32 protein-coding genes and 1 tRNA gene are annotated in these 24,374 nt (G+C 59.6%); 29 read left to right on the top strand and 4 right to left on the bottom strand.

The annotated features are described in order from the left end of the window. The first annotated feature begins 192 nt into the window (after positions 1–192). The 21 genes from rplX to Q0X18_RS12750 all read left to right on the top strand — a co-directional run bounded on the left by rplX (position 193) and on the right by Q0X18_RS12750 (position 12,490). Positions 193–522: a 50S ribosomal protein L24 gene (rplX, locus tag Q0X18_RS12850; RefSeq protein ID WP_297563216.1), complete on the top strand. Its 330-nt coding sequence runs from the start codon at positions 193–195 to the stop codon at positions 520–522. Between the two features lie 11 nt (positions 523–533). Continuing rightward, the gene (gene rplE, locus Q0X18_RS12845; RefSeq protein ID WP_297563214.1) at positions 534–1,082 is read left to right on the top strand and encodes a 50S ribosomal protein L5; all 549 of its coding nucleotides are present in this window, start codon (positions 534–536) and stop codon (positions 1,080–1,082) included. A gap of 58 nt (positions 1,083–1,140) precedes the next feature. Beyond that, complete coding sequence (gene rpsN / locus Q0X18_RS12840; RefSeq protein WP_297563212.1) at positions 1,141–1,410, top strand: 30S ribosomal protein S14; 270 nt, start codon at positions 1,141–1,143, stop codon at positions 1,408–1,410. A gap of 163 nt (positions 1,411–1,573) precedes the next feature. Next, on the top strand, positions 1,574–1,969 hold the full coding sequence (gene rpsH, locus Q0X18_RS12835) for a 30S ribosomal protein S8 (RefSeq protein WP_297563211.1): 396 nt from the start codon (positions 1,574–1,576) through the stop codon (positions 1,967–1,969). Beyond that, positions 1,969–2,508, top strand: coding sequence for a 50S ribosomal protein L6 (gene rplF, locus Q0X18_RS12830; protein ID WP_297563210.1), 540 nt, complete (start codon positions 1,969–1,971; stop codon positions 2,506–2,508). The genes rpsH and rplF overlap by 1 nt, the downstream gene beginning before the upstream one ends. Before the next feature lie 14 nt (positions 2,509–2,522). Continuing rightward, positions 2,523–2,861 carry a 50S ribosomal protein L18 gene (gene rplR / locus Q0X18_RS12825; protein WP_027876096.1) on the top strand — a complete coding sequence of 113 codons (339 nt, stop codon included), beginning with the start codon at positions 2,523–2,525 and terminating at the stop codon, positions 2,859–2,861. An 83-nt stretch (positions 2,862–2,944) separates the two neighbouring features. Further along, the gene (rpsE, locus tag Q0X18_RS12820) at positions 2,945–3,433 is read left to right on the top strand and encodes a 30S ribosomal protein S5 (protein WP_027876095.1); all 489 of its coding nucleotides are present in this window, start codon (positions 2,945–2,947) and stop codon (positions 3,431–3,433) included. Beyond that, complete coding sequence (rpmD, locus tag Q0X18_RS12815; protein ID WP_297563207.1) at positions 3,433–3,609, top strand: 50S ribosomal protein L30; 177 nt, start codon at positions 3,433–3,435, stop codon at positions 3,607–3,609. Before rpsE ends, rpmD begins: the two co-directional genes overlap by 1 nt. Further along, positions 3,606–4,067: a 50S ribosomal protein L15 gene (gene rplO, locus Q0X18_RS12810; RefSeq protein ID WP_297563205.1), complete on the top strand. Its 462-nt coding sequence runs from the start codon at positions 3,606–3,608 to the stop codon at positions 4,065–4,067. The genes rpmD and rplO overlap by 4 nt, the downstream gene beginning before the upstream one ends. A gap of 1 nt (position 4,068) precedes the next feature. Continuing rightward, complete coding sequence (gene secY, locus Q0X18_RS12805) at positions 4,069–5,391, top strand: preprotein translocase subunit SecY (RefSeq protein WP_297563203.1); 1,323 nt, start codon at positions 4,069–4,071, stop codon at positions 5,389–5,391. 5 nt (positions 5,392–5,396) lie between these two features. Continuing rightward, entirely contained in the window at positions 5,397–5,978 is a 582-nt protein-coding gene (locus Q0X18_RS12800) for an adenylate kinase (RefSeq protein ID WP_297563201.1), read from the top strand. Between the two features lie 31 nt (positions 5,979–6,009). Further along, complete coding sequence (gene map, locus Q0X18_RS12795; RefSeq protein WP_297563200.1) at positions 6,010–6,801, top strand: type I methionyl aminopeptidase; 792 nt, start codon at positions 6,010–6,012, stop codon at positions 6,799–6,801. Positions 6,802–6,815: 14 nt separating this feature from the next. Continuing rightward, the gene (gene infA / locus Q0X18_RS12790) at positions 6,816–7,034 is read left to right on the top strand and encodes a translation initiation factor IF-1 (RefSeq protein ID WP_013014844.1); all 219 of its coding nucleotides are present in this window, start codon (positions 6,816–6,818) and stop codon (positions 7,032–7,034) included. 58 nt (positions 7,035–7,092) lie between these two features. Next, the gene (rpmJ, locus tag Q0X18_RS12785; protein ID WP_013014843.1) at positions 7,093–7,206 is read left to right on the top strand and encodes a 50S ribosomal protein L36; all 114 of its coding nucleotides are present in this window, start codon (positions 7,093–7,095) and stop codon (positions 7,204–7,206) included. Between the two features lie 26 nt (positions 7,207–7,232). Next, positions 7,233–7,613: a 30S ribosomal protein S13 gene (gene rpsM / locus Q0X18_RS12780; protein WP_297563198.1), complete on the top strand. Its 381-nt coding sequence runs from the start codon at positions 7,233–7,235 to the stop codon at positions 7,611–7,613. 154 nt (positions 7,614–7,767) lie between these two features. Then, entirely contained in the window at positions 7,768–8,169 is a 402-nt protein-coding gene (rpsK, locus tag Q0X18_RS12775) for a 30S ribosomal protein S11 (protein ID WP_297563196.1), read from the top strand. A gap of 105 nt (positions 8,170–8,274) precedes the next feature. Beyond that, positions 8,275–8,892, top strand: coding sequence for a 30S ribosomal protein S4 (gene rpsD, locus Q0X18_RS12770; protein WP_297563195.1), 618 nt, complete (start codon positions 8,275–8,277; stop codon positions 8,890–8,892). Positions 8,893–8,965: 73 nt separating this feature from the next. Next, positions 8,966–9,934 carry a DNA-directed RNA polymerase subunit alpha gene (locus Q0X18_RS12765; RefSeq protein WP_297563193.1) on the top strand — a complete coding sequence of 323 codons (969 nt, stop codon included), beginning with the start codon at positions 8,966–8,968 and terminating at the stop codon, positions 9,932–9,934. 61 nt (positions 9,935–9,995) lie between these two features. Next, positions 9,996–10,481, top strand: coding sequence for a bL17 family ribosomal protein (locus Q0X18_RS12760; RefSeq protein ID WP_297563191.1), 486 nt, complete (start codon positions 9,996–9,998; stop codon positions 10,479–10,481). A gap of 129 nt (positions 10,482–10,610) precedes the next feature. After that, on the top strand, positions 10,611–11,714 hold the full coding sequence (locus Q0X18_RS12755) for an amino acid ABC transporter permease (protein WP_297563189.1): 1,104 nt from the start codon (positions 10,611–10,613) through the stop codon (positions 11,712–11,714). 32 nt (positions 11,715–11,746) lie between these two features. Continuing rightward, the gene (locus Q0X18_RS12750) at positions 11,747–12,490 is read left to right on the top strand and encodes an amino acid ABC transporter ATP-binding protein (protein ID WP_297563188.1); all 744 of its coding nucleotides are present in this window, start codon (positions 11,747–11,749) and stop codon (positions 12,488–12,490) included. Between the two features lie 33 nt (positions 12,491–12,523). Here Q0X18_RS12750 and Q0X18_RS12745 read toward each other — a convergent pair. The 3 genes from Q0X18_RS12745 to Q0X18_RS12735 all read right to left on the bottom strand — a co-directional run bounded on the left by Q0X18_RS12745 (position 12,524) and on the right by Q0X18_RS12735 (position 14,318). Next, a tRNA-Asn gene (locus Q0X18_RS12745) sits at positions 12,524–12,599 on the bottom strand. Between the two features lie 284 nt (positions 12,600–12,883). Beyond that, positions 12,884–13,531, bottom strand: coding sequence for a monothiol bacilliredoxin BrxC family protein (locus tag Q0X18_RS12740; protein ID WP_297563186.1), 648 nt, complete (start codon positions 13,529–13,531; stop codon positions 12,884–12,886). 64 nt (positions 13,532–13,595) lie between these two features. Next, positions 13,596–14,318: a PIG-L deacetylase family protein gene (locus tag Q0X18_RS12735; protein ID WP_297563184.1), complete on the bottom strand. Its 723-nt coding sequence runs from the start codon at positions 14,316–14,318 to the stop codon at positions 13,596–13,598. 171 nt (positions 14,319–14,489) lie between these two features. Between Q0X18_RS12735 and Q0X18_RS12730 the strand changes: the two genes are divergently transcribed. From Q0X18_RS12730 to Q0X18_RS12695, 8 genes are all read left to right on the top strand, one after another. Next, positions 14,490–15,518 carry a LacI family DNA-binding transcriptional regulator gene (locus Q0X18_RS12730; RefSeq protein ID WP_297563182.1) on the top strand — a complete coding sequence of 343 codons (1,029 nt, stop codon included), beginning with the start codon at positions 14,490–14,492 and terminating at the stop codon, positions 15,516–15,518. Positions 15,519–15,612: 94 nt separating this feature from the next. Then, positions 15,613–16,845, top strand: a complete 1,233-nt coding sequence (locus Q0X18_RS12725) for an ABC transporter substrate-binding protein (RefSeq protein WP_297563180.1) — start codon at positions 15,613–15,615, stop codon at positions 16,843–16,845. 92 nt (positions 16,846–16,937) lie between these two features. Then, positions 16,938–17,921 (top strand): carbohydrate ABC transporter permease, encoded by a 984-nt coding sequence (locus tag Q0X18_RS12720; protein WP_297563178.1) that lies wholly within the window; start codon positions 16,938–16,940, stop codon positions 17,919–17,921. 1 nt (position 17,922) lies between these two features. Then, positions 17,923–18,762, top strand: a complete 840-nt coding sequence (locus tag Q0X18_RS12715) for a carbohydrate ABC transporter permease (protein WP_297563176.1) — start codon at positions 17,923–17,925, stop codon at positions 18,760–18,762. Between the two features lie 14 nt (positions 18,763–18,776). Next, complete coding sequence (locus Q0X18_RS12710) at positions 18,777–19,772, top strand: endo-1,4-beta-xylanase (protein ID WP_297563175.1); 996 nt, start codon at positions 18,777–18,779, stop codon at positions 19,770–19,772. Between the two features lie 8 nt (positions 19,773–19,780). Next, the gene (locus tag Q0X18_RS12705; RefSeq protein WP_297563174.1) at positions 19,781–21,115 is read left to right on the top strand and encodes a GH1 family beta-glucosidase; all 1,335 of its coding nucleotides are present in this window, start codon (positions 19,781–19,783) and stop codon (positions 21,113–21,115) included. Next, positions 21,112–22,710, top strand: coding sequence for a glycoside hydrolase family 43 protein (locus tag Q0X18_RS12700; protein ID WP_297563173.1), 1,599 nt, complete (start codon positions 21,112–21,114; stop codon positions 22,708–22,710). Before Q0X18_RS12705 ends, Q0X18_RS12700 begins: the two co-directional genes overlap by 4 nt. 102 nt (positions 22,711–22,812) lie before the next feature. Then, positions 22,813–23,601, top strand: coding sequence for a glycoside hydrolase family 16 protein (locus Q0X18_RS12695; protein WP_297563171.1), 789 nt, complete (start codon positions 22,813–22,815; stop codon positions 23,599–23,601). A gap of 158 nt (positions 23,602–23,759) precedes the next feature. On the opposite strand, the gene Q0X18_RS12690 is transcribed toward Q0X18_RS12695, so the two are convergent. Next, on the bottom strand, positions 23,760–24,281 hold the full coding sequence (locus tag Q0X18_RS12690) for an HNH endonuclease (RefSeq protein ID WP_297563170.1): 522 nt from the start codon (positions 24,279–24,281) through the stop codon (positions 23,760–23,762). Between the last annotated feature and the right edge of the window lie 93 nt (positions 24,282–24,374).

Here is a 24,374-nt window from a genome sequence, read left to right as displayed (position 1 = left end):
CCTTGTGTGGGTTTGCGGGTTCTTGCCGTAGGCAAGTTGTTCCGATACACGAGAGGCTACTCAGGCCTCTCGTCCCGCGCCCGGCTTGCATGTGGCAAGCTCTTGCACAGGATGCTTTTTGGGACGGTTTCTGCTAAACTTGTCATTTGGTGTCTTAGCTGACCGGCCCTGAAGCAAAATCGGAGGAATTAAATGAAAATACACGTCAAAAAAGGGGACACGGTGGTGGTTCTTTCCGGCAAGGAAGGACTTCGCGGTGAAACCGGTAAAGTCAAGGCTGTGATGCCCAAAGAGGGGCTGGTAGTGGTTGAGGGACTAAACCTCATCAAGCGCGCAGTGCGGCCCAACCCCCGCAACCCCCAGGGGGGCTTTATCGAGACCGAGGCGCCCATTCATGCCTCTAAGGTCATGCCAATCTGTCCAAGCTGCGAGAAGCCGACCCGTATCCGCAAGAAAGTGCTGCCCGATGGCACCAAGGTGCGCGCCTGCGCCAAGTGCGATGGCGTGCTGGATACCAAATAAGGGGGTTGTAAATGCCACTGGAAGTTGCCCTCAAGAAACGCTATCTGGAAGAAATTCGCCCCGAGCTGATGAAGCGCTTTGGCTACGACAACGTCATGGCGGTGCCCCGCCTGGTGAAGATCGTGGTCAACCAGGGCTTGGGCGAGGCTAAAGAAGACAGCCGCATCCTCGAGAAAGCCGGTAAGGAGCTGGCCGTTATCACCGGTCAGCAGCCGGCCATTACCCGCGCCAAAAAATCGATCTCCAACTTCAAGTTGCGCCAAGGTATGCCCATTGGCTTAAGGGTTACGCTGCGCGGCGACCGCATGTGGATTTTTGCCGAAAAGCTAATTCACATTGCCCTGCCCCGCATCCGCGATTTCCGCGGGGTTAACCCCGGCGCTTTCGATGGCCGCGGCAACTACAACCTGGGTCTCCGGGAGCAGGCCATCTTCCCCGAGATTACCTACGACATGGTGGATGCCGTGCGTGGAATGGACATTGCGGTGGTTACCACGGCTAAAACCGACGAGGAAGCCAAAGCCCTGCTCGAGCTGCTTGGATTCCCGTTCCGTAAGTAATGCTTTGTTTGCTATCATCGTAGAGTTGCTTAGCTGAACTTAGGAAGGAGGTGAAACCATGGCTAAAAAATCTCAAGTCGAGAAGATGAAGCGCAAGCTAAAGACCATCGCCAAGTATGCCGCCAAGCGGGCTGCCCTCAAGGCTGCGGGTGATTACGCTGCGCTGGCCGAGCTGCCGCGCGATGCCAGCCCCACCCGCCACAAGAACCGCTGCGCGGTGACGGGCCGTGCCAAGTCTTACTTGCGCTACTTTGGGCTTTCGCGCCTCCAGTTCCGCGAAATGGCCCACAAGGGGCAGTTGCCGGGCGTCAAGAAGGCAAGCTGGTAAAGATTGCTTTGTAGGTCGGTGAGATTTCACCGATACCGCAAGGCCAATCCTAGGGTGTCCTCTGTGGATGTTCTGAGCCGACAGGTTGGCTTGCCTTAGCCAAGACCGAGCTCTGCAAACCTCCAGACCAAGCGGAGCCACCCCAGAAGAAGGAGATGCTGTAATGCTAAGTGATCCGATTGCCGATATGCTGACCCGGATTCGAAATGGAGTCCAGGTCTACAAGGAGAGCGTGGATGTTCCTGCTTCTAAGTTTAAGGAGCAGATCGCCAGCATCCTGGTCAAAGAAGGTTTTCTCAAAGGAATGGAGCGCATCGAGGTAGAGGGTAAGCCGTTTCTCCGCCTAATCCTCAAGTATGGCCCCCGCCGCGAACAGGTTATCAAGCACATTCGCCGGGTGAGCCGTCCGGGGCGCCGGGTATACGTAACTGCCGAGAACGTGCCTAACGTGCGCCGCGGCCTGGGCCTGGCCATCGTCTCGACCTCCAAAGGTCTGCTGCCCGACCGTGAAGCCCGTAAGCTGGGCGTTGGCGGCGAAGTGATTTGCGAGGTGTGGTAATGAGCCGCATCGGAAAACAACCCATCACCTTGCCTAAGGGCGTGACCGTAGAAGTGGCCCCTGGTTTCGTAAAGGTCAAGGGCTCCAAGGGCGAATTGACCGTACCTGTGCACCCCGACCTAACCGTAAAGAACGAAGGGGGCACGCTTACTGTTAGCCGTCCCTCCGACAGCCGAACCCACAGAAGCCTGCACGGCCTGACCCGCACCCTAATTGCCAACGCGGTTCAAGGCGTCTCGACAGGATACGTGAAGGAGATGCTGATTAGCGGAACCGGTTACCGTGCGGCCATGCAGGGTAAGAACCTCGAGCTCACCGTGGGGCACAGCCACAAAGACATTGTTACGCCCCCAGACGGCATTACCTTTGAAGTACCGGAGCCCACCAAGATTCGGGTAATTGGTATTGATAAGCAACTCGTGGGTCAGGTTGCCGCCAACGTGCGTGCGGTGCGACCCCCCGATGCTTACCACGCCAAGGGTATCCGTTATGCGGATGAGGTAGTCAAGACCAAGCCCGGCAAGACCGCTGGCAAGTAAAGGAAGGAGAATCTGTGGCTCGTTTGACCACCGAAGATCGCCGCAAGTTCCGGGTTCGCAACGCGGTAAAGGCCTCTGGTCGCTTGCGCTTGAGCGTACACCGTAGCTTGCAGCATATCTACGCTCAAATCATTGACGATAGTAAAGGACATACCCTGGTGGCGGCCTCGAGTAAATCCCTCAAGCTCTCGGGCAACAAGACCGAAGTGGCTAAGAAGGTAGGCCAAGCCATCGCTGAGGCGGCCAAGGCCAAGGGTATTTCTCAGGTAGTGTTCGATCGTGGCGCTTTCAAGTACCACGGACGCGTGAAAGCCTTGGCCGAAGGGGCCCGCGAAGGCGGGTTGGAGTTCTAAGCTGAGGGCGAAAAAGCCGAAGCCCAAGCATTGAAACAGGGCAACCGGTTTTTTTGAGTCTTCTGCCTCGAGCGAGGTTACATATGCCTGAAACCGATTTTGAAGAAAAGATGATCTTTGTGCGCCGTACCTCCAAAACCTACCAGGGCGGGCGTCGGTTCCGCTTTGGGGCTTTGGTGGCCGTAGGCGACCGGCAGGGCCGTGTGGGCCTGGGTCTGGGCAAAGCCAAAGAAGTGCCTATGGCTGTACAGAAGGCCAACAACTATGCCAAGCGCGACATGATCGAGGTGCCGCTGCACAATGGCACCATCCCCCACGAAATTAGCGTAACTTGGGGCTCTTCCACCATTTTGCTGCGCCCGGCGGCTCCTGGTACTGGGGTAATTGCTGGTCAGGTGCCCCGCGCGATCCTCGAGCTCGCTGGCATCACCGACATTCTGACTAAGGAGCTGGGCTCCCGCAACGCGGTGAACATTGCCTATGCCACCATGGAGGCCCTGCGCCAGCTTCAGACCTGGGATGATGTCAAGCGCCTGCGTAAAACTCCTGCCAAATCCGAGGAGGTGGCCTAATGGCGACCTTGAAGGTGCGGCTGGTTAAGAGCCCTATTGGCTACCCCAAAGACCAAAAAGTAGCCCTCAAGGTGCTGGGCCTGACCAAGATGAACCGCGTGCGTGAGGTGCAGGATAACCCTGCTGTGCGCGGCCAGATTCGCAAGGTGGCCCACTTGGTGGAGGTGCTGGAATGAAACTTACCGATATTCGTCCCAACCAAGGGGCCAACAAGCGCCGCAAGCGCGTGGGTCGGGGTCCCGGCTCTGGTCACGGCAAGACGGCTGGGCGGGGTCACAAGGGTCAGAAATCCCGTTCGGGCGGCCTGAAGAACCCAGCGCGCTTCGAAGGCGGGCGTTCTACCCTGATTATGCGTCTGCCCAAACGCGGCATGAAGGGTGATTCGCACGGCGAGCTTAAGCGGGTTGAATACCAGGTGGTCAATGTGGGGGCAATTGCTAAGCACTTCACTTCTGGCGAGGTGGGCCCTGAAGCGCTGGTGCAAGCAGGTCTGGTGCGCCCGGGCTACCCGATCAAGGTGCTGGCTATGGGTAACGCCAACGGGGTAAAAGTGCGTGCCCACAAATTCTCCCAGGCTGCCGTTGAAAAACTCAAGGCGGCTGGTGGGGAAGCTGTTGTGATTGAGGGGGCCTAAGATGCTCGCGGCCTTCCGCTCCGCCATCATCATCCCTGAGCTGCGTAAGCGCATTCTGTTTACGCTCTTGGTGCTGGCGTTGTATCGGTTGGGTACCTTCATCCCTACCCCTGGGGTAGATATCAGTAAAATCCGCGAGTTTTTGGGCACCCAGGCGGGCAGTGCCTTGGGGCTGGTTAACCTCTTTTCCGGAGGCAACTTCGAGCAGTTCTCTATTTTTGCTCTGGGTATCATGCCCTACATCACGGCCGCCATCATCATGCAGCTGCTGGTTACAGTAATCCCATCCCTGGAAAAGCTGCAAAAAGAGGGCGAGGAAGGCCGTCGTATCATTACCCAGTACACCCGTATAGCAGGCATTGCCCTGGGGGCGGTGCAGGGCTTGTTTCTAGCCACGGCTTTTCTGGGCTCCAACAATGGAGCTTTCCTGCTACCCGGCTGGGAGCCTGGCTTCTTCTTCTATTTTGTGGTGGTGATTACCCAGGTGGCAGGCATCGCTTTGCTGCTCTGGATGGCCGAGCGCATCACCGAATACGGCATAGGCAATGGCACCAGCATGGTGATTTTTGCTGGCATTGTGGCCTCGTGGTTGCCGCAGCTTGGCCGCACTTTTGGTTTGGTGCGTACTGGTGAGGTCAACCTAATTGCCTTGCTGATCTTCCTGGCCTTTATCGTGCTGGCTTTGGGGGTAATGGCTGCGGTTCAGCAGGCCGAGCGCCGCATCCCGGTGCAGTACGCACGGAAGCAGGTGGGCCGCAAGATGTTTGGTGGGCAGGCCACCTACATTCCCATCAAGCTCAACGCGGCTGGGGTCATCCCCATTATTTTTGCGGCAGCCTTGCTCCAGGTACCCCTCTTTATTACCGGGGTATTCCCCGAATCCACGGTGGCTCAGGGAATTGCCAACTTTTTCACCCCCAACCGTTTCCCCGGCTTGCTGATTGAGGTGCTGCTGATCATCGGATTTACCTATGTCTATACGGCGGTGCAGTTTGATCCGCGCCGTATCTCCGAGAACCTGCGTGAGTATGGTGGGTTTATCCCTGGCATTCGTCCGGGCGAGCCCACGGTAAAGTTCCTCGAGCACATCGTCTCTCGCCTAACCCTCTGGGGGGCCATCTTTCTGGGTGTTGTGGCGGCTCTGCCTACCATCATGCAAAACGTGACCGGCGTGACCACCCTGGCCTTTCACTTTTCGGGCATTAGCTTGCTCATTGTAGTGGGTGTGGCGCTGGATACCCTGCGCCAGATCGAGGCCCAGCTACAGATGCGCAACTACGAGGGCTTTTTGTCTAAGGGGCGCTTGCGGGGTCGTACCCGCTAAGGAGGTTGCTGGTGGCAGAGGCGGTAATTTTTTTGGGCCCTCCAGGGGCGGGCAAAGGTACCCAGGCCAAGCGCTTGGCGCTCGAGCTTGGTTTTCGTCAGCTTTCAACCGGTGATATCCTTCGTAGCCACGTGGCTCGAGGCACCGAGCTGGGACAGCAGGCCAAGCCCTTGATGGAGGCAGGCAAATTGGTGCCCGATGAGATTATCCTGGGGCTAATAGGCCAGGAATTGGCTGAAATGCCTGATCCCAAGGTTATATTCGATGGCTTTCCCCGCACCCTAGCCCAAGCCGAAGCCCTCGACCGACTGCTGGCCGAGCGCAAGATTCGTCTCCTGGGTGTACTGCTGGTTACCGCACCAGAAGAAGAGTTGGTGCGCAGGCTCTTGGGGCGGGCTTTGGAAGAGGGCCGCTCAGATGACAACGAAAGCACCATTCGCGCCCGAATGGTGGAGTACCGACAGAAAACCCAACCCTTGGTGGACTACTACAAGAAGACCGGATACCTCAAGGAAATCAATGGCCTGGGTAAGGTAGACGAGGTGTACCAAGCCATTCAAAAGGCACTGGGTGTGGGGGTCTCCTAGGACGCTGGCGCGCTTGAGTAGGGAACTGAATATGGCCATCCACATTAAGTCGCCCTGGGAGATTGAGAAGATGACCAAAACGGGTCAGCTTCATACCGCCATCTTTGCCGAGGTGGAGCCACACATTCGTCCTGGGGTGAGCACCCAAGAGCTCGATCAGATTATCCTGCGGGCCATCCAGAAGGTGGGAGGCCAGGCGCCACAGATTGGCTATCGCGCGGGGGGGACGGTGCCCTTCCCCAGCGCAACCTGTATGTCTATTGACGATGTGGTGGTGCACGGTTTCCCCTCCAAGCGCCCTTTACGCGAAGGAGAGCTTCTAAAGATCGATTTCCTATTTACTTACGAAGGCTACACCACCGATATGGCCCGTACCTATGCCATTGGCAAGGTCTCACCCGAGGCCGAGCGCTTAATGCGTGTTACTGAAGAGGCTTTTTGGGTGGGATTTGAACTGCTGCAGCCTGGTAAGCGTATCGGCGATGTGGCGGCAGCGGTGCAGGATTTTGTTGAGCGCCAACACGGGCTGTGGTGTATCCGGGAGATGGTGGGCCATGGTGTGGGCCGCGAACTGCATGAGGATCCCCAGGTGCCTAACTACGGTGAGCCTGGCAAAGGCCCCAAGCTACGACCCGGTATGACCCTGGCTTTTGAGCCAATGGTTGCTTTATATCCTGCCAAGATGGTAATATTGGCGGATGGTTGGACGGCCACGGTTGGTAAGGGCAACCTGGCAGCCCACTACGAAAACACGGTGCTGATTACTGATACTGGCCCTCGCCTCTTGACGGGGAGCCAGAAAGCTGTGCCGGTAGAACGGTAGCTAGGAGGAGAGGCTTGGCCAAGGAAAAAGATACAATTCGTGCTGAAGGCGTCATAAGCGAGGCTCTGCCCAACACCACCTTCCGGGTTCAGCTTGATAATGGCCCTGAAATCCTCTGCTACATTTCGGGCAAGATGCGGATGAATTACATCCGTATTCTGCCCGGTGACCGGGTGGTGGTCGAGATTACTCCCTACGATCCCAGCCGCGGCCGGATAGTGTACAGAAAGTGACCCTCTGGCTCCAGTACAAGGTGCTAAGCCCAAGACTCATTTTTCTTAAGGAGAAACCATGAAAGTGCGTACCTCGGTCAAGAAGATGTGCGACAAGTGCAAGGTGATCAAGCGGCACGGTCGCGTTTATGTGATTTGCGAAGACCCCACCCATAAGCAGCGTCAAGGCTGATGGAAACCTAGAAAGGAGGTGAACGAATGGCTCGTATTTCTGGTGTAGAAATCCCCCGTAATAAGCGTGTGGACATTGCTCTGACCTACGTGTATGGGGTAGGCCCCGCGCGCGCAAAGGAAGCCCTGGCAGCTACCAACGTCAATCCGGCTACCCGGGTCAAAGATCTGACCGAGGCCGAAGTAGCCCGCCTGCGCGAGTTTGTGGAAAACACCTACAAGCTCGAGGGTGAGCTGCGCGCCGAAGTGGCGGGCAATATCAAGCGCCTGATGGACATCGGCTGCTACCGGGGACTGCGCCACCGCCGCGGGCTACCCGTGCGTGGACAGCGTACCCGTACCAACGCCCGTACTCGCAAAGGCCCCCGCAAGACTGTGGCTGGCAAGAAGAAGGCGCCTCGCAAATAAGAGTACCCGTGGTTTGGGTAGTGGGCCCGCTGACTTTTACACTACCGGACAAAGCTGGAACGTAGGTGCATGACCCTGCATCGTGTACACGCCAGTTGAGACTCCTGATAAGCCTCCACCCCTGATTTTGCAGTGGAGCACACGCGAGGAGAGTATGGCTGAGAAAAAGTCTTCTACAAGTCGTAAGAAAAAAGTCAAACGTCAGGTTACGATGGGCAAGGCGTTTATTCACGCCTCCTATAACAACACCATCGTGACTATCACCGATACCAACGGTCACCCCGTTACCTGGTCGTCGGGCGGGGTTATTGGCTACAAGGGCAGCCGTAAGGGCACTCCCTATGCTGCCCAGCTAGCGGCCATGGATGCGGCCAAGAAAGCCCAGAGTTTTGGGATGAACAGCGTTGAGGTGGTGGTGCGGGGTACCGGCGCAGGCCGCGAACAAGCTATTCGTGCCTTGCAGGCCAGTGGGCTTCAGGTGCGCTCCATTGTGGACGATACCCCCACGCCGCACAACGGTTGCCGTCCCCGCAAAAAGTTCCGTAAGGCTGTTTAGTTTGCTACTCGGGGTGAAACTTTGGTTCCCTGCTTCACCCTTCGAACCTGGGAACCCGGCTGGGAAAGCAACATAGAGCTTTTCTGACCGATGGAGGAGAAGAGAATGGGTCGTTATAGAGGGCCAATTGTAAAAGTGGCGCGTCACCTTGGGGTGAACGTGGCCGAGACCGAAAAAGTTCAAAAGTATCTGGATCGCCGTCCTTATGCGCCGGGTCAGCACGGCCAGAAGCGCCGGGGCCGTCCCTCCGACTTCGCTGTGCGGTTGCGTGAGAAGCAAAAATTGCGCTTCATTTACGATGTCTCGGAAACCCAGTTCCGCAACCTTTTCGAGGAAGCTAGCCGTAAGAAGGGCGTAACCGGTACGGTGTTTTTGCAACTGCTCGAGAGCCGTCTGGACAATGTGGTCTTCCGCATGGGCATTGCCTCTACCCGTCGCCAGGCGCGGCAATTTGTGCGACATGGGCACATTCTGGTCAACGGCAAGCGGGTGAACATTCCCGGTTACCGCTTGCGCCAGGGGGATGAGATCAAGGTTGCGGAAAAGGCCAAAAAAATCGACTTTATTGTCCAGAATGTCGAGCGCTTTAAGAACCGCAAGAGCTTTCCTTGGCTGGAATTCAACGCCGATACCATGACTGGACGCTTCTTGCGCGTACCTGAACGGGAAATGCTCTCTTTGCCGGTGAACGAGCAGCTCGTGATCGAGTTCTATTCCCGATAGGACATAGCCCATAGCCGATAGCAAAACCGCTCAGCGTCAATTTGGCTATCGGTACCTCCGAGGAGGTTCTAGTTTGGAAACCACCAAGACCAAAGCCCCGGTTTTTAACGCCCGCATTGATGGCAATTACGGCGAGTTTGTGCTCGAGCCCCTCGAGCGGGGTTTCGGTGTAACCCTGGGTAACCCGCTGCGCCGCATTCTGCTTTCCTCGATCCCTGGCACGGCAGTTACCAGCGTCTATATCGAAGACGTGCTGCACGAGTTCTCCACCATTCCTGGGGTTAAGGAAGATGCCATTCAGCTCATTCTTAACCTTAAAGAACTGGTGGTGCGCTTTGCTAATCCTGGCACAGGCCCCAAGACCCTTACCCTGCGCGCCAGTGGCCCCAAGGTGATTTACGCTCGGGATCTCGAGTGCCCCCCCGACGCCGAAATCGTCAACCCCGACCAGTACATCGCTACCCTTGAAGATAAGGGCAAGCTGGTGATGGAAATTCGCGTAGACGAAGGGGTGGGCTACGTCCCGGCAGAGAAGCACGGTATCAAAGACCGCATTTCCTCGATCCCGGTGGACGCCCTGTACTCGCCTGTTCGTCGGGTGGCCTACCAGGTTGAGGATACCCGCCTGGGCCAGCGTACCGACCTGGATAAGCTAACCTTGCGCATCTGGACCAACGGTGCAGTATCACCCATGGATGTGCTCCAGCAGGCCGTGGGCATCCTGCGCGAGCAACTGGGCTACTTCGACCAGTCGCCGGTCATGCGGGTAGAACATAAGGCTACCCCTGTGCCCGCTGTAACAACGGCAGCACCTGCCGCACCCGCAGCCACGCCAGCGCCCCAAGGAATTTCCCTGACCCTCGACGACCTGGGCCTGACCACCCGCGTTCTGCACAACCTCAAGGAAGAGGGTATCGAGAGTGTGGAAAGCTTGCTGGCCCTATCGGAAAAGGAACTTAAGCGAGTGCCTGGTATTGGCGACCGCAGCCTACAGGAAATCAAAGACTGTCTGGCCCAACATGGGCTGGCGATGAAAGACTGAGGTCGCAGGCCACAAATTCAACTAGACCCGTAGACCTGAGACCTCTCTGAAGGAGAGATGCATGCGTCACCTGAAAGCTGGAAGAAAACTCAATCGGAACTCCTCGCACCGCGTGGCCTTGTTCCGCAACCTGGCTAAAAGCCTCTTGCTTTCGGAGAATGGCCGGATCATCACCACCATTCCCAAGGCCAAGGAATTGGCGGGTTACGTGGATCACCTGATCACCACTGCCAAGAAAGCCCCCACCTTGACGGTGCCTGAGGGCGTGCGCTTCACCAAGCGCAAAGACAAGAACGGTCAAGTACTGCCCCTCAAAGAAGGCGAGCGTATGGCTACCCCTGAGGAGCTGGCCGCTTATGCCCAGCGCAACCACCTGCGCCGCATGGTACTGCGCGATCTACACGACCCCAAGCTGGTCAAAAAGCTTTTTGAAGAAGTCGCCCCCAGATACGCCGACCGCTCGGGTGGCTATACCCGTGTGCTCAAGCTGGCCGAGCGTCGCCGCGGTGATGGTACGCAACTGGCCGTGGTTGAGCTGGTGAAGTAGCCGAGAATTTTTTGAAAAGCTGACACCGCTATGCCCACACCGGGGGTGCAAGCTCCCGGTGCTGGCTTTGTACGTGCGTTGAGGTGTAAATGCATGCACGGCCGGGTTATTAGGTAGAATCACTTACCCATGACCGAACCAAGCTCCAAAGATGTGAAACGCCGTAACCCTATCCCGCCCAAGGATGGTTTCGGGCTTGCCTTACTGGCTCTGATCCTGGCCATTAGCTTACTGATAGCTACGGGCTGGGTAATGTGGGCTGTGAAACGAACCATGACTGCCAACAACTTTGAGGCGCTATGGGCCGATGCCATACTGGTGCTGCTGGCCCTGGCTCCCCTGGGGTTGCTGTTCCCGGCCAGCCGCAGCATAGGGCAGTCGCGGGCGGCCCGACTGGCTTTGCAGAGCGAAAACCTGATTGCGGCCAGGGTGCACAGCTCGGAAGCTCATACCTGGGCCTGGTTTACCCTGGGCTATGCCGGGGCACTGATTCTGTTTTTGCTGTTTGTGCTGTTTTTTATCGCCAATAATGTGGCCGTTGGACGCACTTTTTTCCAGCTCGAGCTCATCCGCAACTCCTTTGGCCTCATTTTGCAGGCCTTCTGGGTGAACGTGGTTATTTTTCTGTTCGCCGGGGTTTTTTCCCTCATCTGGGGCCTGGTGGTGGCCATTGCCAAGCTGCTGCCCGGCAAACCGGCCCAGCCCATCCGTTTTATCGCGACCTTCTACACCGACGCTTTTTTGAGCCTACCCTCCATCATCGTGATCTACCTGATTGGCTTTGGCCTGCCCCTTACCGGCATTGGCTTTTTCCGCAACCTGCCCCTGGAGGCCCTGGCGGTGCTGGCCCTCACCCTGACCTACGGGGCCTATATGGCCGAGGTCTACCGGGCCGGCCTCGAGAGCATCCACCCCAGCCAGTGGGCCGCGGCCCGCAGCCTGGGCCTGTCCTACGGGCAGACCCTGCGCTTTGTGGTGGTGCCCCAGGCGGTGCGGCGCATTATCCCGCCCCTACTCAACAACTTTATCGGGATGCAGAAAGACACCGCCCTGGTGAATGTGGTGGGGGTGATTGACGCCTTCAACCAGGCCCGCATCATCGCCTCCAACGACTTCAACCTGTCGGCGGTGACCACCGTGGCGATTCTATTTATCCTGATTACCATCCCCCAGACCCGCCTGGTAGACCGGTTGGTCGAGCGCGACCGGGCCCGCTTCCGGCAGGGGTCGTAGCCGGGTAGTGTATTGGCCCAGGGAGAAGACCTATGAGCTTTTTGGAAATCCGCAACGTTCACAAGCGCTTTGGCGCCAATGAGGTGCTGCGCGGCATCAACCTGACGGTGGAGGAGCACCAGGTGGTCTGCCTGATTGGGCCTTCGGGCTGTGGCAAGTCTACGCTGCTGCGCTGCATCAATGGCCTCGAGGAGATCCAGGCGGGCGAGATTCGCCTGCACGGCGACCGCATTACCGGGCCGGGGGTAGACCTCAACGCCCTGCGCCGCGATGTGGGGATCGTTTTCCAGAGCTTTAACCTCTTCCCCCATATGACCGTGCTGCAAAACATCACCCTGGCCCCCACCCAGGTACTGCGGATGCCCGAGCCCGAAGCCCAGGCCAAAGCCCTGGCCCTCCTGAAGCGGATTGGCCTCGAGCACAAAGCCCAGGCCTACCCCGACCAGCTCTCGGGCGGCCAGCAGCAGCGCGTAGCCATTGTGCGGGCGCTGGCCATGGAGCCCATGCTTTTGCTTCTGGACGAGATTACCTCGGCCCTCGACCCCGAGCTGGTCTCCGAGGTGCTCAACCTGCTGCGCGAGCTGGCCCGCGAGGGCATGACCATGATTCTGGCTACCCACGAGATGGGCTTTGCCAAGGAGGTGGCCAGCAAGGTCTGCTTCATGTACGGTGGGGTGGTGCACGAGGAAGGCCCCCCGGAGCAGATTTTTTCCAACCCCCAGCACGAGCGCACCCAGCAGTTTCTGTCCAGCATCATCGAGGCGGGGCGGCTGTAGCCAAGAAAAAAACCCAGGCTTCCCTGGGTTTGCTGGCTCCGCGAGCAGGGCTCGAACCTGCGACCACTCGATTAACAGTCGAGCGCTCTACCAACTGAGCTATCGCGGAACGCTTCGCCAATAGCAGGTAAAAATATAACAGAGCTTGACCGACTTGGCAAGAGCGAGATGTGTGGAATTCGATTCAGTAAGGTGCGGTCTTACAAGCTGGATGTTGGAGCGATTCAGGGGAGACTGGCGATTTCTGCTATCAGCTTCGGTTGGTTTGCCACCCAATAGTGGCGAACCAACCCGACCGATTTGCTAGCGGAGGGCGATGCTTTCTTTGTCGAACGCAGTGAGGGGTGCGCTTTAGGCTAAATAGATAGCCTCGGAGGGTGTTTGGATGGTTATCTAGAGCGTGTCGAGGCGGGCCCGCAGGTGTTGGGCGCGCTCAAATAGCGGCGTGGACTGGGGGTTGGCTTGCTCAAACTGCAGGATGGCCATGGGGTGGATGTGGTGCTCGTCGGGGTTGCCGAACAGGGAGTTGAGCAGCTCGAACTCCTCCTGCGAGCGCAGTGAAGCGTCTTCGCGGAACATGTTGAGGTAGGCCCAGGCGAACTGCTGCTCGCTGATCGCTCCGCTCAGGTAGGCGTCCAGAAGCCGCTTGTAGGGCTCGAGGTTGCTTTTGCCCGCCTCTTGCGCGGGTTCGACCTTTACCTCCGGGAGGTGTTGCTGGAAGAGGGCCTCGAGGTTTTCCAGGGTGATCTCCCAGTTGTTCAGCTCAAAAAGCGGCTGGCTGTTGCGGAACAGAATAATTTGCGGGGAGTGGTGCACAATGCCGGTGCGCTCGGCCACCCGGTTCGAGGCTGGGCGGTGCTCCACCACCTTGATGATGCCCACCGGAATTTCGGGCCGCTCGCGCAGCATTTTTTCGACATTGCCCCAGCCCTGCATGGTCTTGTGGCAGGTGCCGGCTTTGAAGATGGCCGTGATGGGCTTGCTATCGATAAAAGCATCGGCCTCTTCGGGGGTGGTGATGGGGAACATGCGTTCTCTCATGGGGTTTAGTCTAACCCTCGAGGCTGCCCATAACCGTCAGCCGGAACACTTCCCCAGGGCGCGCTTAAGGCCGGGCATACCAGAGCAGCTCGTGTTGTATGGGCCCTTCATAACCTGCCAGGTGGAAGGTCTCGCTGGCTAGCCGGGAGCTAAAGCGATCCATAAAGTTGAGCACCGAGAGGGCCTGGGTGCGGTGCTGGGCCATGGCCCGCAGCTTTTGCAGCAGCACCTCCATGGGCAGGTGGCGCACGTGGTTGGGGGGCAGCCAGCCCTCCAGGTACTCCGGCAGCGGCCGCGGGGAAGCGTAGAAGAATAGCTTGATCTTCTGCCCGGATTTTTCTACAGCCTTCACCACAAACCGATGGGTGGCGACGTGGTCGGGGTGGCGGTTGGAGCCGTTGGGGCCAAAGGTAATGATGGCTCTGGGCCGCAGCACCTCGAAGCGCCACAGCAACAGGTCGACAATTTCGGGGTGATCGGCCACGCCCTGCGGGGTGGAAAAACCGTGGCCCCTGGCTTCGCCGTCCACCGGGTTGTTGGGTAGGCCGTTGGGAAAATCGTAGAGCTCGAGGTGGCCCAGTTTGAGAATTTGCGCCGCCCGCTGTAGCTCCTGGGCTCGCAGTTCACCCAGCTCTTCCGGCCTGCACAGCCCCAGGGTTCGTCCGGCCTCGCCTTTGGTGAGGGTGATCAGGCCGGTCTCCAGGCCCCGGTCGGCATATTGAATGAGCGTTCCACCTGCGCCGAACACCTCGTCGTCGGGGTGAGGCACCACCACCAGCAAATCCATGGGCCTCATCATGGCCTACCGGCAGGGGTTGTGCAACTGCCAGATTCCATTACTGGAGCTTTTTTGGGCCCCCAGCAACCTCTTACATTTACAATCTGAGAAGTCTTGACAGCGCTTTCAAAATATGATTTAGTTTCATATCAAGAAACTATCTGTAGCCCGGAGGCATTTTTGCGCGAAGCCGTAACCCTTAGCGATGTAGCCCGCGAGGCCGGGGTCTCGCCCAGCACGGTTTCGCGGGTGATCAACGGTACGGCTCGAGTAGCTGCCAGCAAACGGGAGGCTGTTCTTAGGGCCATTGAGCGCCTGCACTACCGCCCCAACATCATGGCCAAGGGCCTGGCCCAGGGGCGTTCGCTTACCATCGGGGTCATTACCCAGGAGATCAGCAGTCCCTACTACGGCGAGATGCTCAAGGGGGTGGAACAGGCCCTCGAGGGCACGGCCTACCACCCCATCTTTGCCAGCGGCCACTGGCGCGCCGATCAGGAGGAAGCAGCCTTGAAGGTGCTGGTGGGCCGCCAGGTGGATGGTCTGATCGTGATGGACGGCAGCGTGCCGGAGGAGCGCCTGAAGGAACTGGCCCACACCATGCCGGTGGTGGTGGTGGGTCGCAAAATTCCGGGCCTGAAATGCCTGGGCATAAACAACCGGCAGGGAGCCTACGAAGGCGTCCAGCACCTGATTGAGCTGGGCCACCGCCGGATTGCGCACATCGCGGGCCCCACCTCCCACCCGGATGCCATCGAGCGCCTCGAGGGCTACCGGGCGGCCCTCAAGGAGGCCCATATCCCCTTCGACCCCGCCTTGGTGGTGGTGGGGGACTATATGGAGCAGTCCGGGGTGCTGGCCGTCGAGGCACTGCTGGCTCGAGGTGCTCTGTTCACCGCCATTTTCGCTGCCAACGACCAGATGGCCTACGGCGCCAATGTGGCCCTGTACCGCCGGGGAATTCGTGTTCCCCACGATGTCTCGCTGGTGGGTTTCGACGACCTGCCCAGCTCGAGCTACTTCACCCCACCCCTCACTACCGTCCGCCAGCCGGGCCCGGCCATGGGCTGGGAGGCCGCGCGTCTGATGCTGGCCCTCCTCGAGGGTCACGATTACACGCCCAAGCCCCTCTCTACTAACCTGGTAGTGCGGGAATCCACGTCTTTGATCCGCTCCTCGGGTGCTCTGGCTGCGCACCTGTTGACCTGACGGATGGAGCGAAGGAGGTGATGAAAACAATCTAAATAACTTTGAAAGCGCTTTCAAAACCGGTTCAGGCAATCTGTTTGTTTAGGAGGAAACCATGAAGCAAATCCCATCGCTGCTGGCACTGTTGGTACTGTTTGGGCTGGGCCTGGCCCAGAAAACCACCCTCACGGTTGGGGTCTTTCCCAACCTCGACGACGCCCTCAAGGCACAAATTCCGTTGTTCAACAAGAAATACCCCGATGTCGAAGTCAAGCTGGTAATCCAGCAGTACGCCGACCACCACAACGCCCTTACCACTGCGCTGGCCACCGGGCAAGGTCTGCCCGATGTGGCGGCCATCGAGGTTGGGTTTGTAGGCCGCTTTGCCGAAGGGCAGGGTTTTGAAGACCTGAACAAGGCCCCCTACAATGCCGGGCAGTATAAGCGGCTCTTCACTCCCTATACGATCGCCCAAGCCACCGCGTCGGATGGGCGGTTTATCGCCATGCCGGTGGACATCGGGCCCGGCACTTTCTTTTACCGGGTGGATATCCTGCAAAAGGCTGGCGTAGATCCCAAAAACATGATGACCTGGCCGGGCTATATTGCCGCTGGCCGTAAAATCAAGGCCACCACCGGCGCTTTCCTCATTGCCGACGCTTCCGATGTGGCCTGGATCAACATCTTCGCCACCACCCCAGCCAACAACAGCCCTTACTTCGATGCCCAGGGCAAGGTGGTTGTGGATAGCCCCCGCTTTGTGCGGGCCTTTGAGCTGGCCAAAAACATTCGCGCTGCCGGACTGGATGCCCGGATTGGAGCCTGGTCCAACGAGTGGTACGACGCCTTTAAGAAGGGTACCGTGGCCACGCAGTTCTCCGGGGCCTGGCTGCAGGGCCACCTGCAAAACTGGATGGCTCCCGAGACCAAAGGGCTGTGGCGTGTGCAGCAACTCCCCGAAGGTATGTACGCCTCCTGGGGAGGCAGTTTCTATGCGATTTCCAGCACCTCAAAGAATAAGGCCCTGGCCTGGGAGTTCATCAAGTTTGTAACTACTACCAGAGAAGCGCAGGTAGCCGCTTTCAAAGCTATCGGCGCCTTCCCCTCCTTGCTGTCAGCCCAGGAAGACCCCTCCTTTAACGAGCCCATTGAGTTCCTGGGTGGTCAGCAGGCCCGGCTGCTGTGGCGCGACGCAGCCCGCCGGGTAAAGCCCCTGCGCGCCAATAAGTACGACCGTGTAGCCAACGAGATTATCTCACAGGCGCTTGCCCAAGTGCTGGACGAGGGCAAGGACATTCCGACGGCCCTGGCTGAGGCCAAGCGGCTCATCGAACGCCGTATGCGCTAACCAAATGAAGGGGAGAAGGGCCCGCCCTTCTCCCCCTTCTGTGGCCCGTGGGAAAAGGTTTTCCCAAGCAGGGCCAGCCAAGAGGAGCATCCGTGCGAAAGTCTGTTGGTACCTCGACCTCTGGCCAGGGCAGCCCCCCCCTGGCTATGCGCTGGAGCAGCTTCCAGCGCCGCTATGCACCCTACATTTTTGTTAGCCCCTTTTTTATCCTTTTCTTGGTTTTTGGCCTGTACCCCACGCTGTTTTCTCTGTACATGTCTTTTCAGGCCTGGACGCCCAGCGACGGGTGGGGCCGGTGGAAGTACGTGGGCCTCGAGAACTACACCTTCACCCTGACCGACCCCATGTTCTGGCGCTCCCTGTGGAACACCATCTGGCTGGGGGTATTTTCTGGGGTTCCACAACACCTAATCGCCATTCCGCTGGCCTTTGTCATTCACATGGTGCTCAGCCGTTTCAAGACCTTTGTCACGGCGGTTTACTTCCTCCCCTACATCACCTCTTCGGTGGCCATTGCCCTCATCTTCAACACCCTTTTTGCCACCAACAACGGCGTTATCAACCTGGCGATCGCCCACCTCAACACCTGGCCTCTGCTGGGTGCGCTGCTGCCCGACCAGAACATCAACTGGTTCACCAGCGCCAACATCAAATACGCCCTTGCCCTGGTGGTGATCTGGCAGTTTACCGGCTGGAACACCTTGCTCTACCTCTCCGCCATCCAGGCCATCCCCAAAGACCTCTACGAAGCTGCCTCAGTGGATGGAGCCACCCGCCTCCAGCAGTTCCGCTACATCACCCTGCCTCTTCTGCGGCCCATGATGTTTTTTGCAGTTAGCCTCACCATCATTGGCAACATGCAGCTTTTTGAGCAGCCCTTTGTGCTGCTTAACGGGGGCGCCAGCGCGGCCACACCGGGGGGACAGACCGCCACCATGTACATGTACCGCACGGCTTTTGAGTGGCTCGAGATGGGCACGGCGGCCTCCATCGCCTGGTTACTCTTCGTTTTTATCGGCATACTCACCTACCTCAACAACCTGATTTTTGGGCGTGCGGCCCGGGGAGGCGATTAGTATGGCTCGAGTTTCCCTGGGGGGTTGGCTGCTGCGCCTGGGGGGGTACGCCCTCCTGGTGCTGGGCGGGGTGCTGACCATCGCGCCGTTCTACTTTATGTTCGTGTTCGCTACGCACCAGCGCTCGGAAATTTTCGGCTTTCCACCCCCCATCTGGTTTGGTGAACACTTCCTGACAAACTACCAGATTCTGATCGAGAAAATACCCTTCTGGCGGGCTTACTGGAACAACTTCTACCTGGCCCTGATGACCACCATCACCAGCCTGTTTTTTTGCAGTCTGGCCGGTTTTGGCTTTGCCATGTACCAGTTCCGCTGGCGCGAACAGCTCTTTGCGGTGGTCATGGCGACCTTGTTGATACCCGCCATTCTCAACCTGATTCCCTTCTATTTGCTCATCTACCAGATCGGATGGATCAACACCCCCAAAGCCCTCTGGGTACCGGCTATGGCCAGCGCACTGGGCATCTTTATGATGCGGCAGTACATCATCTCGGCCATTCCTAAGGAACTGGTGGATGCAGCGCGGATAGACGGCTGCAGCGAGTTCCAGATTTACTGGCGCGTCGTTCTGCCCCTGATCCGCCCGGCCCTCGGCACCCTGGGCCTGATTACCTTTATCGGCTCGTGGAACCGCTTTGCTGATGTGAACGTGATAATGCGTACCCAGGAGACCAAAACCATACCGGTGGTGCTGCGCACCTTGCAGGGGGCTACCGATGTGGAGTGGGGTGCGATTATGGCCGGTACAGCCCTGATGGTCGCTCCACTGCTGCTGGTGTTTGCCCTGGCGGCTCGGCAGCTTATGGAAGGGCTAACCTCGGGAGCAGTCAAAAACTAGGAGGCCCAAAGATTATGTCTAGTTGGGTTTTTCTTGGGTTTTCCCTGGGGTTGTTGGTGTTGGCCCAGCCCGGCCCGCCGCTGCGTAACCTGGCAGAAGCACGAAAAATTCAGATTGGAGCAGCCGTAGAACCAAGTTTGTTGCTGCAGGAACCCCAGTACGCCCAGGTGCTGGCTCGAGAGTTCAACCTGGTGGTGGCCGAGAACGTGATGAAGTGGGGGGCCCTGCAGACCGCTCGAGGTGAGTACAACTTCGCCGCTGCCGACCTGCTTCTGAACTTCGCCCAGAGGAACCGGCAGGCGGTGCGGGGGCATACCCTGGTCTGGCACCAGCAACTGCCCCGCTGGATGTACGGCAGTTTTACCCCGGCCGAGATGGAGGCCATCCTGAGCGATCACATCCGCACCGTGGTGGGGCGCTACCGCGGCCAAATCGCCTACTGGGATGTGGTAAACGAGGCGATCGGCGACGACGCCCGGCTGCGCTCGACGCCCTTCGATGCGCTGCCCGGCTACCTGGAAAAAGCCTTTCGGCTGGCCCGTGCAGCCGACCCCAGCGCCAAGCTGTTCTACAACGACTACGGGGCCGAGGGCCTGGGGGCCAAGTCGGACGCCATCTACGCGCTCCTGAAGGACCTCAAAGCAAAGGGGGCGCCGGTGGATGGGGTGGGCTTCCAGGTGCACGTGGACTCGAGCTTCTCCCCCAGGCAGGTGCGGATGGCCGAGAACCTCGAGCGCTTCGCCCAGCTCGGACTGGAAATTCACATCACCGAGATGGACGTGCGGCTGGGTAGTACCGGCTCCAGAGCCGAACGGCTCGAGAAACAGGCCCAGGTGTACCGCGAAGTGCTGCAAGTCTGCCTGCGCCAGCCCCGCTGCAAGGTCTTCACCCTGTGGGGCTTTACCGATGCCCACTCCTGGCGGGGGGCCAGCGAGCCCCTCATCTTCGACGTAGATTACCAACCCAAGCCGGCCTACTTTGCCCTCCAGCGCACCTTACAACAACCTTAAGGAGACCTATGAAACGAAGCGATTTCCCCGCCAACTTCATCTGGGGCACGGCGACCTCCGCCTATCAGATCGAGGGCGCGGTATCCGAAGACGGACGGGGGCCCAGCATCTGGGATACCTTCAGCCATACCCCCGGCAAAACCAGAGGCGGCGACCACGGGGATGTGGCCTGCGACCACTACCACCGCTACCCGGAGGACATCGCCCTGATGAAAGAACTGGGGGTGAACGCCTACCGGTTCTCGGTGGCCTGGCCGCGCATCCTGCCCGAGGGCCGGGGGAGGGTAAACCCCAGGGGCCTGGACTTTTACAACCGGCTGGTGGACGCCCTGCTGGAGCAGGGTATTACCCCCTGGGCTACCCTCTACCACTGGGATCTGCCCCAGCCCCTGGAGGATCAGGGCGGCTGGCCGAGCCGGGAGACAGCCTACGCTTTCGCCGAATACGCCGATCTGGTAACCCGGCACCTGGGGGATCGGGTCAAGCACTGGATTACCCTCAACGAGCCCTGGTGCTCGGCGTACCTGGGCTACCACGCCGGCATCCATGCGCCGGGCCGGCAGAACTTTAAGCACTCGATATGGGCCTCGCACCACCTGCTGCTGGCCCATGGGCTGGCCGTGCCGGTGATCCGCCAGAATGTATCGGGCGCCCAGGTGGGGATTACCCTTAATCTGTCGCCCGGCTACCCGGCCTCCCCAGACCCCGCCGATGTGGCCGCCGCCCGCCGCTTCGACGGTTTCCAGAACCGCTGGTACCTGGATCCGCTGTACGGCTTTGGATACCCCGCGGACATGCTGGCCCTCTACGGCGAAACCCCGCCCGTGCAGGGCGACGATCTGGCAACAATTGCCGTGCCCACCGACTTCCTGGGGATCAACTACTACTCCCGCGCCGTGGTGCGCAATAGCAGCCTCGAGCCCTACCGCTTCCAGTATGTGCGGGCCGGCGAGGAGCATACCGATATGGACTGGGAGGTGTACCCCGAGGGAATCTACGACCTGCTCATACGGCTGGCCCGGGAGTACCGCCCCAAAGCCATCTACATCACCGAGAACGGGGCGGCCTACCGCGATGTCATCGCCGACGATGGGGAGATTCACGACCTCGAGCGCACCCGCTACTTCCAGCGCCACCTGGCCCTCTGCCTGGAAGCCCTGCGGCACGGCGCGCCCCTGAAGGGCTACTTTGCCTGGAGCCTCCTCGATAACTTCGAGTGGGCCGAGGGCTACGCCAAGCGCTTTGGGCTGGTGTACGTAGACTTCTCCAGCCAGCGTCGCCGCATCAAGGCCAGCGGCTACTGGTTCCGGGATTTTCTGCGGGAGGCGGTAGTCAGCCCATGACCCAGATTCTCAACCCCATCCTGCGGGGCTTTCACCCCGACCCCTCGATTCTGCGGGTGGGGGGCGACTACTTCATCGCCACCTCCACCTTCGAGTGGTGGCCGGGGGTGCGGCTGCACCACTCGCGCGACCTGGTGCACTGGCGGCCCATCGGCTACGCCCTGACCCGTACCTCGCAGCTCGAGATGCTGGGCAACCCCGACTCCGGGGGCATCTGGGCCCCCTGCCTGAGCCACGATGGGGCGCAGTTCTACCTCATCTACACCGACGTGAAAACCTGGGGCAACGGCGAGGTCTTCAAGGACGCGCACAACTACCTGGTGACCGCTCCAAGCATCGAAGGCCCCTGGTCGGAGCCGGTGTACCTCAATTCCTCGGGCTTCGACCCCTCGCTCTTCCACGACGAGGACGGGCGCAAATGGCTCTTGAACATGCTCTGGGATCACCGCAAGGGCCGCAACGCCTTTGCTGGCATCCTGCTGCAAGAGTACGACCCCCAGCAAAAGCGGCTGGTGGGGCCGGTGCACAACATCTTCCGGGGAACCCCCCTGGGCGTGACCGAGGGGCCGCACCTGTACAAGAAGGACGGCTGGTACTACCTGGTGGTGGCCGAAGGCGGCACGACCTACGCCCACGCGGTGACGGTGGCCCGTTCGCGGCGCATTGAGGGGCCCTACGAGGTGGATCCCTGCTACCCCACCCTGACCGCTCGAGGCCACCCCGAGCTGCCCCTGCAAAAAGCCGGCCACGCCTCACTGGTACAGACCCCCCAGGGGGAGTGGTACATGGCCCACCTGGTTGGGCGCCCCCTCGAGCCTCCCCAGGCCCTGCGCCGCCACTGCCCGCTGGGCCGCGAGACGGCCTTGCAAAAGATCCGCTGGAGCCCGGATGGCTGGCCCCGCCTCTGGCACGGGAGCAATACCCCGGCCCTGGAGGTGGAAGCCCCGGCCCTCCCCCCCCACCCCTGGCCCCAGGAACCCGAGCGCGACGATTTCGAAGCGCCAACCCTGAGCCTCCACTTCCAGACCCTGCGCCACCCCCCCGACCCTTCCTGGCTTTCGCTCACCGAGCGCCCCGGCTACCTGCGCCTTTTTGGCCGGGAGTCGCTCAGCTCGCGCCACCGCCAGAGCCTGGTAGCCCGCCGCCTGCAACACTTTTACGCCGAGGCCGAGACCGCGCTGGAGTTCGAACCCCAGCACTTCCAGCAGATGGCCGGGCTGGTCTGCTACTACGACACCGGCAACTGGGTCTACCTGCGGGTGAGCCGCGACGAAGCACTGGGCAAAACCCTCAGCGTGCTGACCTGCGACAACGGCCACTACGACGAACCGCTGGATCGGGAGCTGGTGATTGAGGGGTGGCAAAGGGTCTACCTCAAGGTTCGATACGAGCGGGATACCTTTGGTTTTGCTTACTCGGCCAACGGCCTGGACTGGAGCGAGCTTCCCCTGCGTTTTCCCGCCTACAAACTCTCCGACGACCACTGCCGGGGGCTGGGCTTTACCGGTACCTTTATCGGGCTGTGTGCCCAGGACTTGAGCGGGGCGCGCCTGCACGCCGACTTCGACTACTTTGTCTACCGGGGGCTCGAGTAACCGATGTGATCCCGACTGCTGGAGGCGTTTGAAGGGCTGGTTTTAGTGAAAGAGGTGAAAACTTTGAAACCGCACTTGTTCAAATCACTGATCCTTTTCCTGATGGTACTCTCGGGCGGCCTGGCCCAGGATCTGCCGGGCTGGCGGCTGGTCTGGGCCGATGAGTTCAACCTACCTCTGGGTAGCCCGGTAGATCGCAGCAAGTGGAACGTTGAAACCGGGGGCTGGGGCTGGGGCAACAGCGAGTTGCAGCTATACACCGAATCCACCCTCAACGCCGTGCACGATGGGCGCAACCTGGTGATTACTGCGCTCGAGCAGCGCCTACCCGGTGCACGCTGCTGGTACGGCCCCTGCCGCTACACCTCGGCCCGCATCAACACCCGCGGCAAGTTTGAACAGCGCTATGGGCGCTTCGAGGCCCGCATCAAGCTTCCGCGTGGGCAGGGGCTCTGGCCTGCGTTCTGGATGCTGGGCAGCAACTTTGGCGCGGTGAGGTGGCCCAATTGCGGCGAGATTGACATCATGGAACACATCGGACGCGAGCCGCGCACGGTGCACGGCACCATTCACGGCCCGGGCTACTCGGGCGGCGAGGGCATCAGTAAGTCTTACACCCTTGCGGCCGATTTTGCCGATAAGTTTCATGTTTTTGCCCTCGAGTGGGAGCCAGGAGCGCTGCGCTGGTACGTAGATGGCGTCCACTACCAGACCCGCACCCCCGCCGACCTACCCGAAGATGCCCGCTGGGTTTTCGACCAGCCTTTCTTCATCATCCTCAATCTGGCTGTGGGCGGTGGCTGGCCGGGTGTGCCCGACGCCAGTACGCGCTTTCCCCAGCGTATGCTGGTGGACTACGTCCGGGTATACGAGCGGGTTGATAGCCGTTAGAAGGTCTGGATTGAGGCTACCTGCGATACCAGATTCAGTTAGTATGTCGCCCTTCGAGGGCAAACTAGCCCAACCGAAGCTATCCGCGTAGCGGCGGCCTATACCGCCCCAAGCTAATCGCGCCACCCACGGGTGGCGCGAGTCGGGCGGGCTTTGGGTTAGCGGTGGGGGTCTATATCGGGCAGATACATGCGCCAGGCCTCGGGCAGGTGGGGTAGGTCGGCCACCAGCAGCAGGCTGTGACGCGGTGCGATGGGGCGGCGGGCCAGGCGCATCCCAGCTTCTTCGGGGGTGCGGTTTTTCTTTTTGAGATTGCAGGGACGACAGGCGGTTACCAGGTTTTCCCAGATGCTGCGGCCTCCTCGGCTTTTGGGAAAAACGTGATCCACTGTGAGGTCGCCCCCACGCTTGCCGCAGTATTGGCAGGTGTAGGCATCACGGCGGAGGATGTTGCGCCGGTTAAGCGCAAGCCGCCCCGGAGGGCGGCGAACAAGGCGTTTGAGGCGGATGATGCTGGGGATGGGGTAGGGGGTACTGGGAGTTCGTAGGTATTCGCCGCTTTCCTCGACCATTTCGGCGGTTCCGTTCATGACCAGGATGACGGCCCGCTTGACGCTGGCTAAACCCAGGGGCTCATACCCAGCATTGAGTACCAGGATGCGCGGGGAGTCGAGGTTCATGTAGCTCAGGATACTCGAAAGATGTCAGAGGATTCTAGAGCAACACTTCACAATAACTGCTTGAATGGGGACGAGCGTCAAACCCTGAACCAG

It is taken from the genome of Meiothermus sp. (assembly GCF_026004075.1).
Lineage (GTDB): Bacteria > Deinococcota > Deinococci > Deinococcales > Thermaceae > Meiothermus.
Note: the sequence above shows the minus strand (reverse complement) of the source record. Positions and strands in the feature narration are given on the sequence as shown.

Coding starts and splice junctions, on each gene's coding strand:
- rplX (WP_297563216.1), top strand. CDS start 193: ATGAAAATACACGTCAAAAAAGGGGACACGGTGGTGGTTCTTTCCGGC.
- rplE (WP_297563214.1), top strand. CDS start 534: ATGCCACTGGAAGTTGCCCTCAAGAAACGCTATCTGGAAGAAATTCGC.
- rpsN (WP_297563212.1), top strand. CDS start 1,141: ATGGCTAAAAAATCTCAAGTCGAGAAGATGAAGCGCAAGCTAAAGACC.
- rpsH (WP_297563211.1), top strand. CDS start 1,574: ATGCTAAGTGATCCGATTGCCGATATGCTGACCCGGATTCGAAATGGA.
- rplF (WP_297563210.1), top strand. CDS start 1,969: ATGAGCCGCATCGGAAAACAACCCATCACCTTGCCTAAGGGCGTGACC.
- rpsE (WP_027876095.1), top strand. CDS start 2,945: ATGCCTGAAACCGATTTTGAAGAAAAGATGATCTTTGTGCGCCGTACC.
- rpmD (WP_297563207.1), top strand. CDS start 3,433: ATGGCGACCTTGAAGGTGCGGCTGGTTAAGAGCCCTATTGGCTACCCC.
- rplO (WP_297563205.1), top strand. CDS start 3,606: ATGAAACTTACCGATATTCGTCCCAACCAAGGGGCCAACAAGCGCCGC.
- secY (WP_297563203.1), top strand. CDS start 4,069: ATGCTCGCGGCCTTCCGCTCCGCCATCATCATCCCTGAGCTGCGTAAG.
- map (WP_297563200.1), top strand. CDS start 6,010: ATGGCCATCCACATTAAGTCGCCCTGGGAGATTGAGAAGATGACCAAA.
- rpmJ (WP_013014843.1), top strand. CDS start 7,093: ATGAAAGTGCGTACCTCGGTCAAGAAGATGTGCGACAAGTGCAAGGTG.
- rpsM (WP_297563198.1), top strand. CDS start 7,233: ATGGCTCGTATTTCTGGTGTAGAAATCCCCCGTAATAAGCGTGTGGAC.
- rpsK (WP_297563196.1), top strand. CDS start 7,768: ATGGCTGAGAAAAAGTCTTCTACAAGTCGTAAGAAAAAAGTCAAACGT.
- rpsD (WP_297563195.1), top strand. CDS start 8,275: ATGGGTCGTTATAGAGGGCCAATTGTAAAAGTGGCGCGTCACCTTGGG.
- Q0X18_RS12760 (WP_297563191.1), top strand. CDS start 9,996: ATGCGTCACCTGAAAGCTGGAAGAAAACTCAATCGGAACTCCTCGCAC.
- Q0X18_RS12755 (WP_297563189.1), top strand. CDS start 10,611: ATGACCGAACCAAGCTCCAAAGATGTGAAACGCCGTAACCCTATCCCG.
- Q0X18_RS12750 (WP_297563188.1), top strand. CDS start 11,747: ATGAGCTTTTTGGAAATCCGCAACGTTCACAAGCGCTTTGGCGCCAAT.
- Q0X18_RS12740 (WP_297563186.1), bottom strand. CDS start 13,531: ATGAGAGAACGCATGTTCCCCATCACCACCCCCGAAGAGGCCGATGCT.
- Q0X18_RS12735 (WP_297563184.1), bottom strand. CDS start 14,318: ATGGATTTGCTGGTGGTGGTGCCTCACCCCGACGACGAGGTGTTCGGC.
- Q0X18_RS12725 (WP_297563180.1), top strand. CDS start 15,613: ATGAAGCAAATCCCATCGCTGCTGGCACTGTTGGTACTGTTTGGGCTG.
- Q0X18_RS12715 (WP_297563176.1), top strand. CDS start 17,923: ATGGCTCGAGTTTCCCTGGGGGGTTGGCTGCTGCGCCTGGGGGGGTAC.
- Q0X18_RS12710 (WP_297563175.1), top strand. CDS start 18,777: ATGTCTAGTTGGGTTTTTCTTGGGTTTTCCCTGGGGTTGTTGGTGTTG.
- Q0X18_RS12705 (WP_297563174.1), top strand. CDS start 19,781: ATGAAACGAAGCGATTTCCCCGCCAACTTCATCTGGGGCACGGCGACC.
- Q0X18_RS12700 (WP_297563173.1), top strand. CDS start 21,112: ATGACCCAGATTCTCAACCCCATCCTGCGGGGCTTTCACCCCGACCCC.
- Q0X18_RS12695 (WP_297563171.1), top strand. CDS start 22,813: ATGGTACTCTCGGGCGGCCTGGCCCAGGATCTGCCGGGCTGGCGGCTG.
- Q0X18_RS12690 (WP_297563170.1), bottom strand. CDS start 24,281: ATGAACCTCGACTCCCCGCGCATCCTGGTACTCAATGCTGGGTATGAG.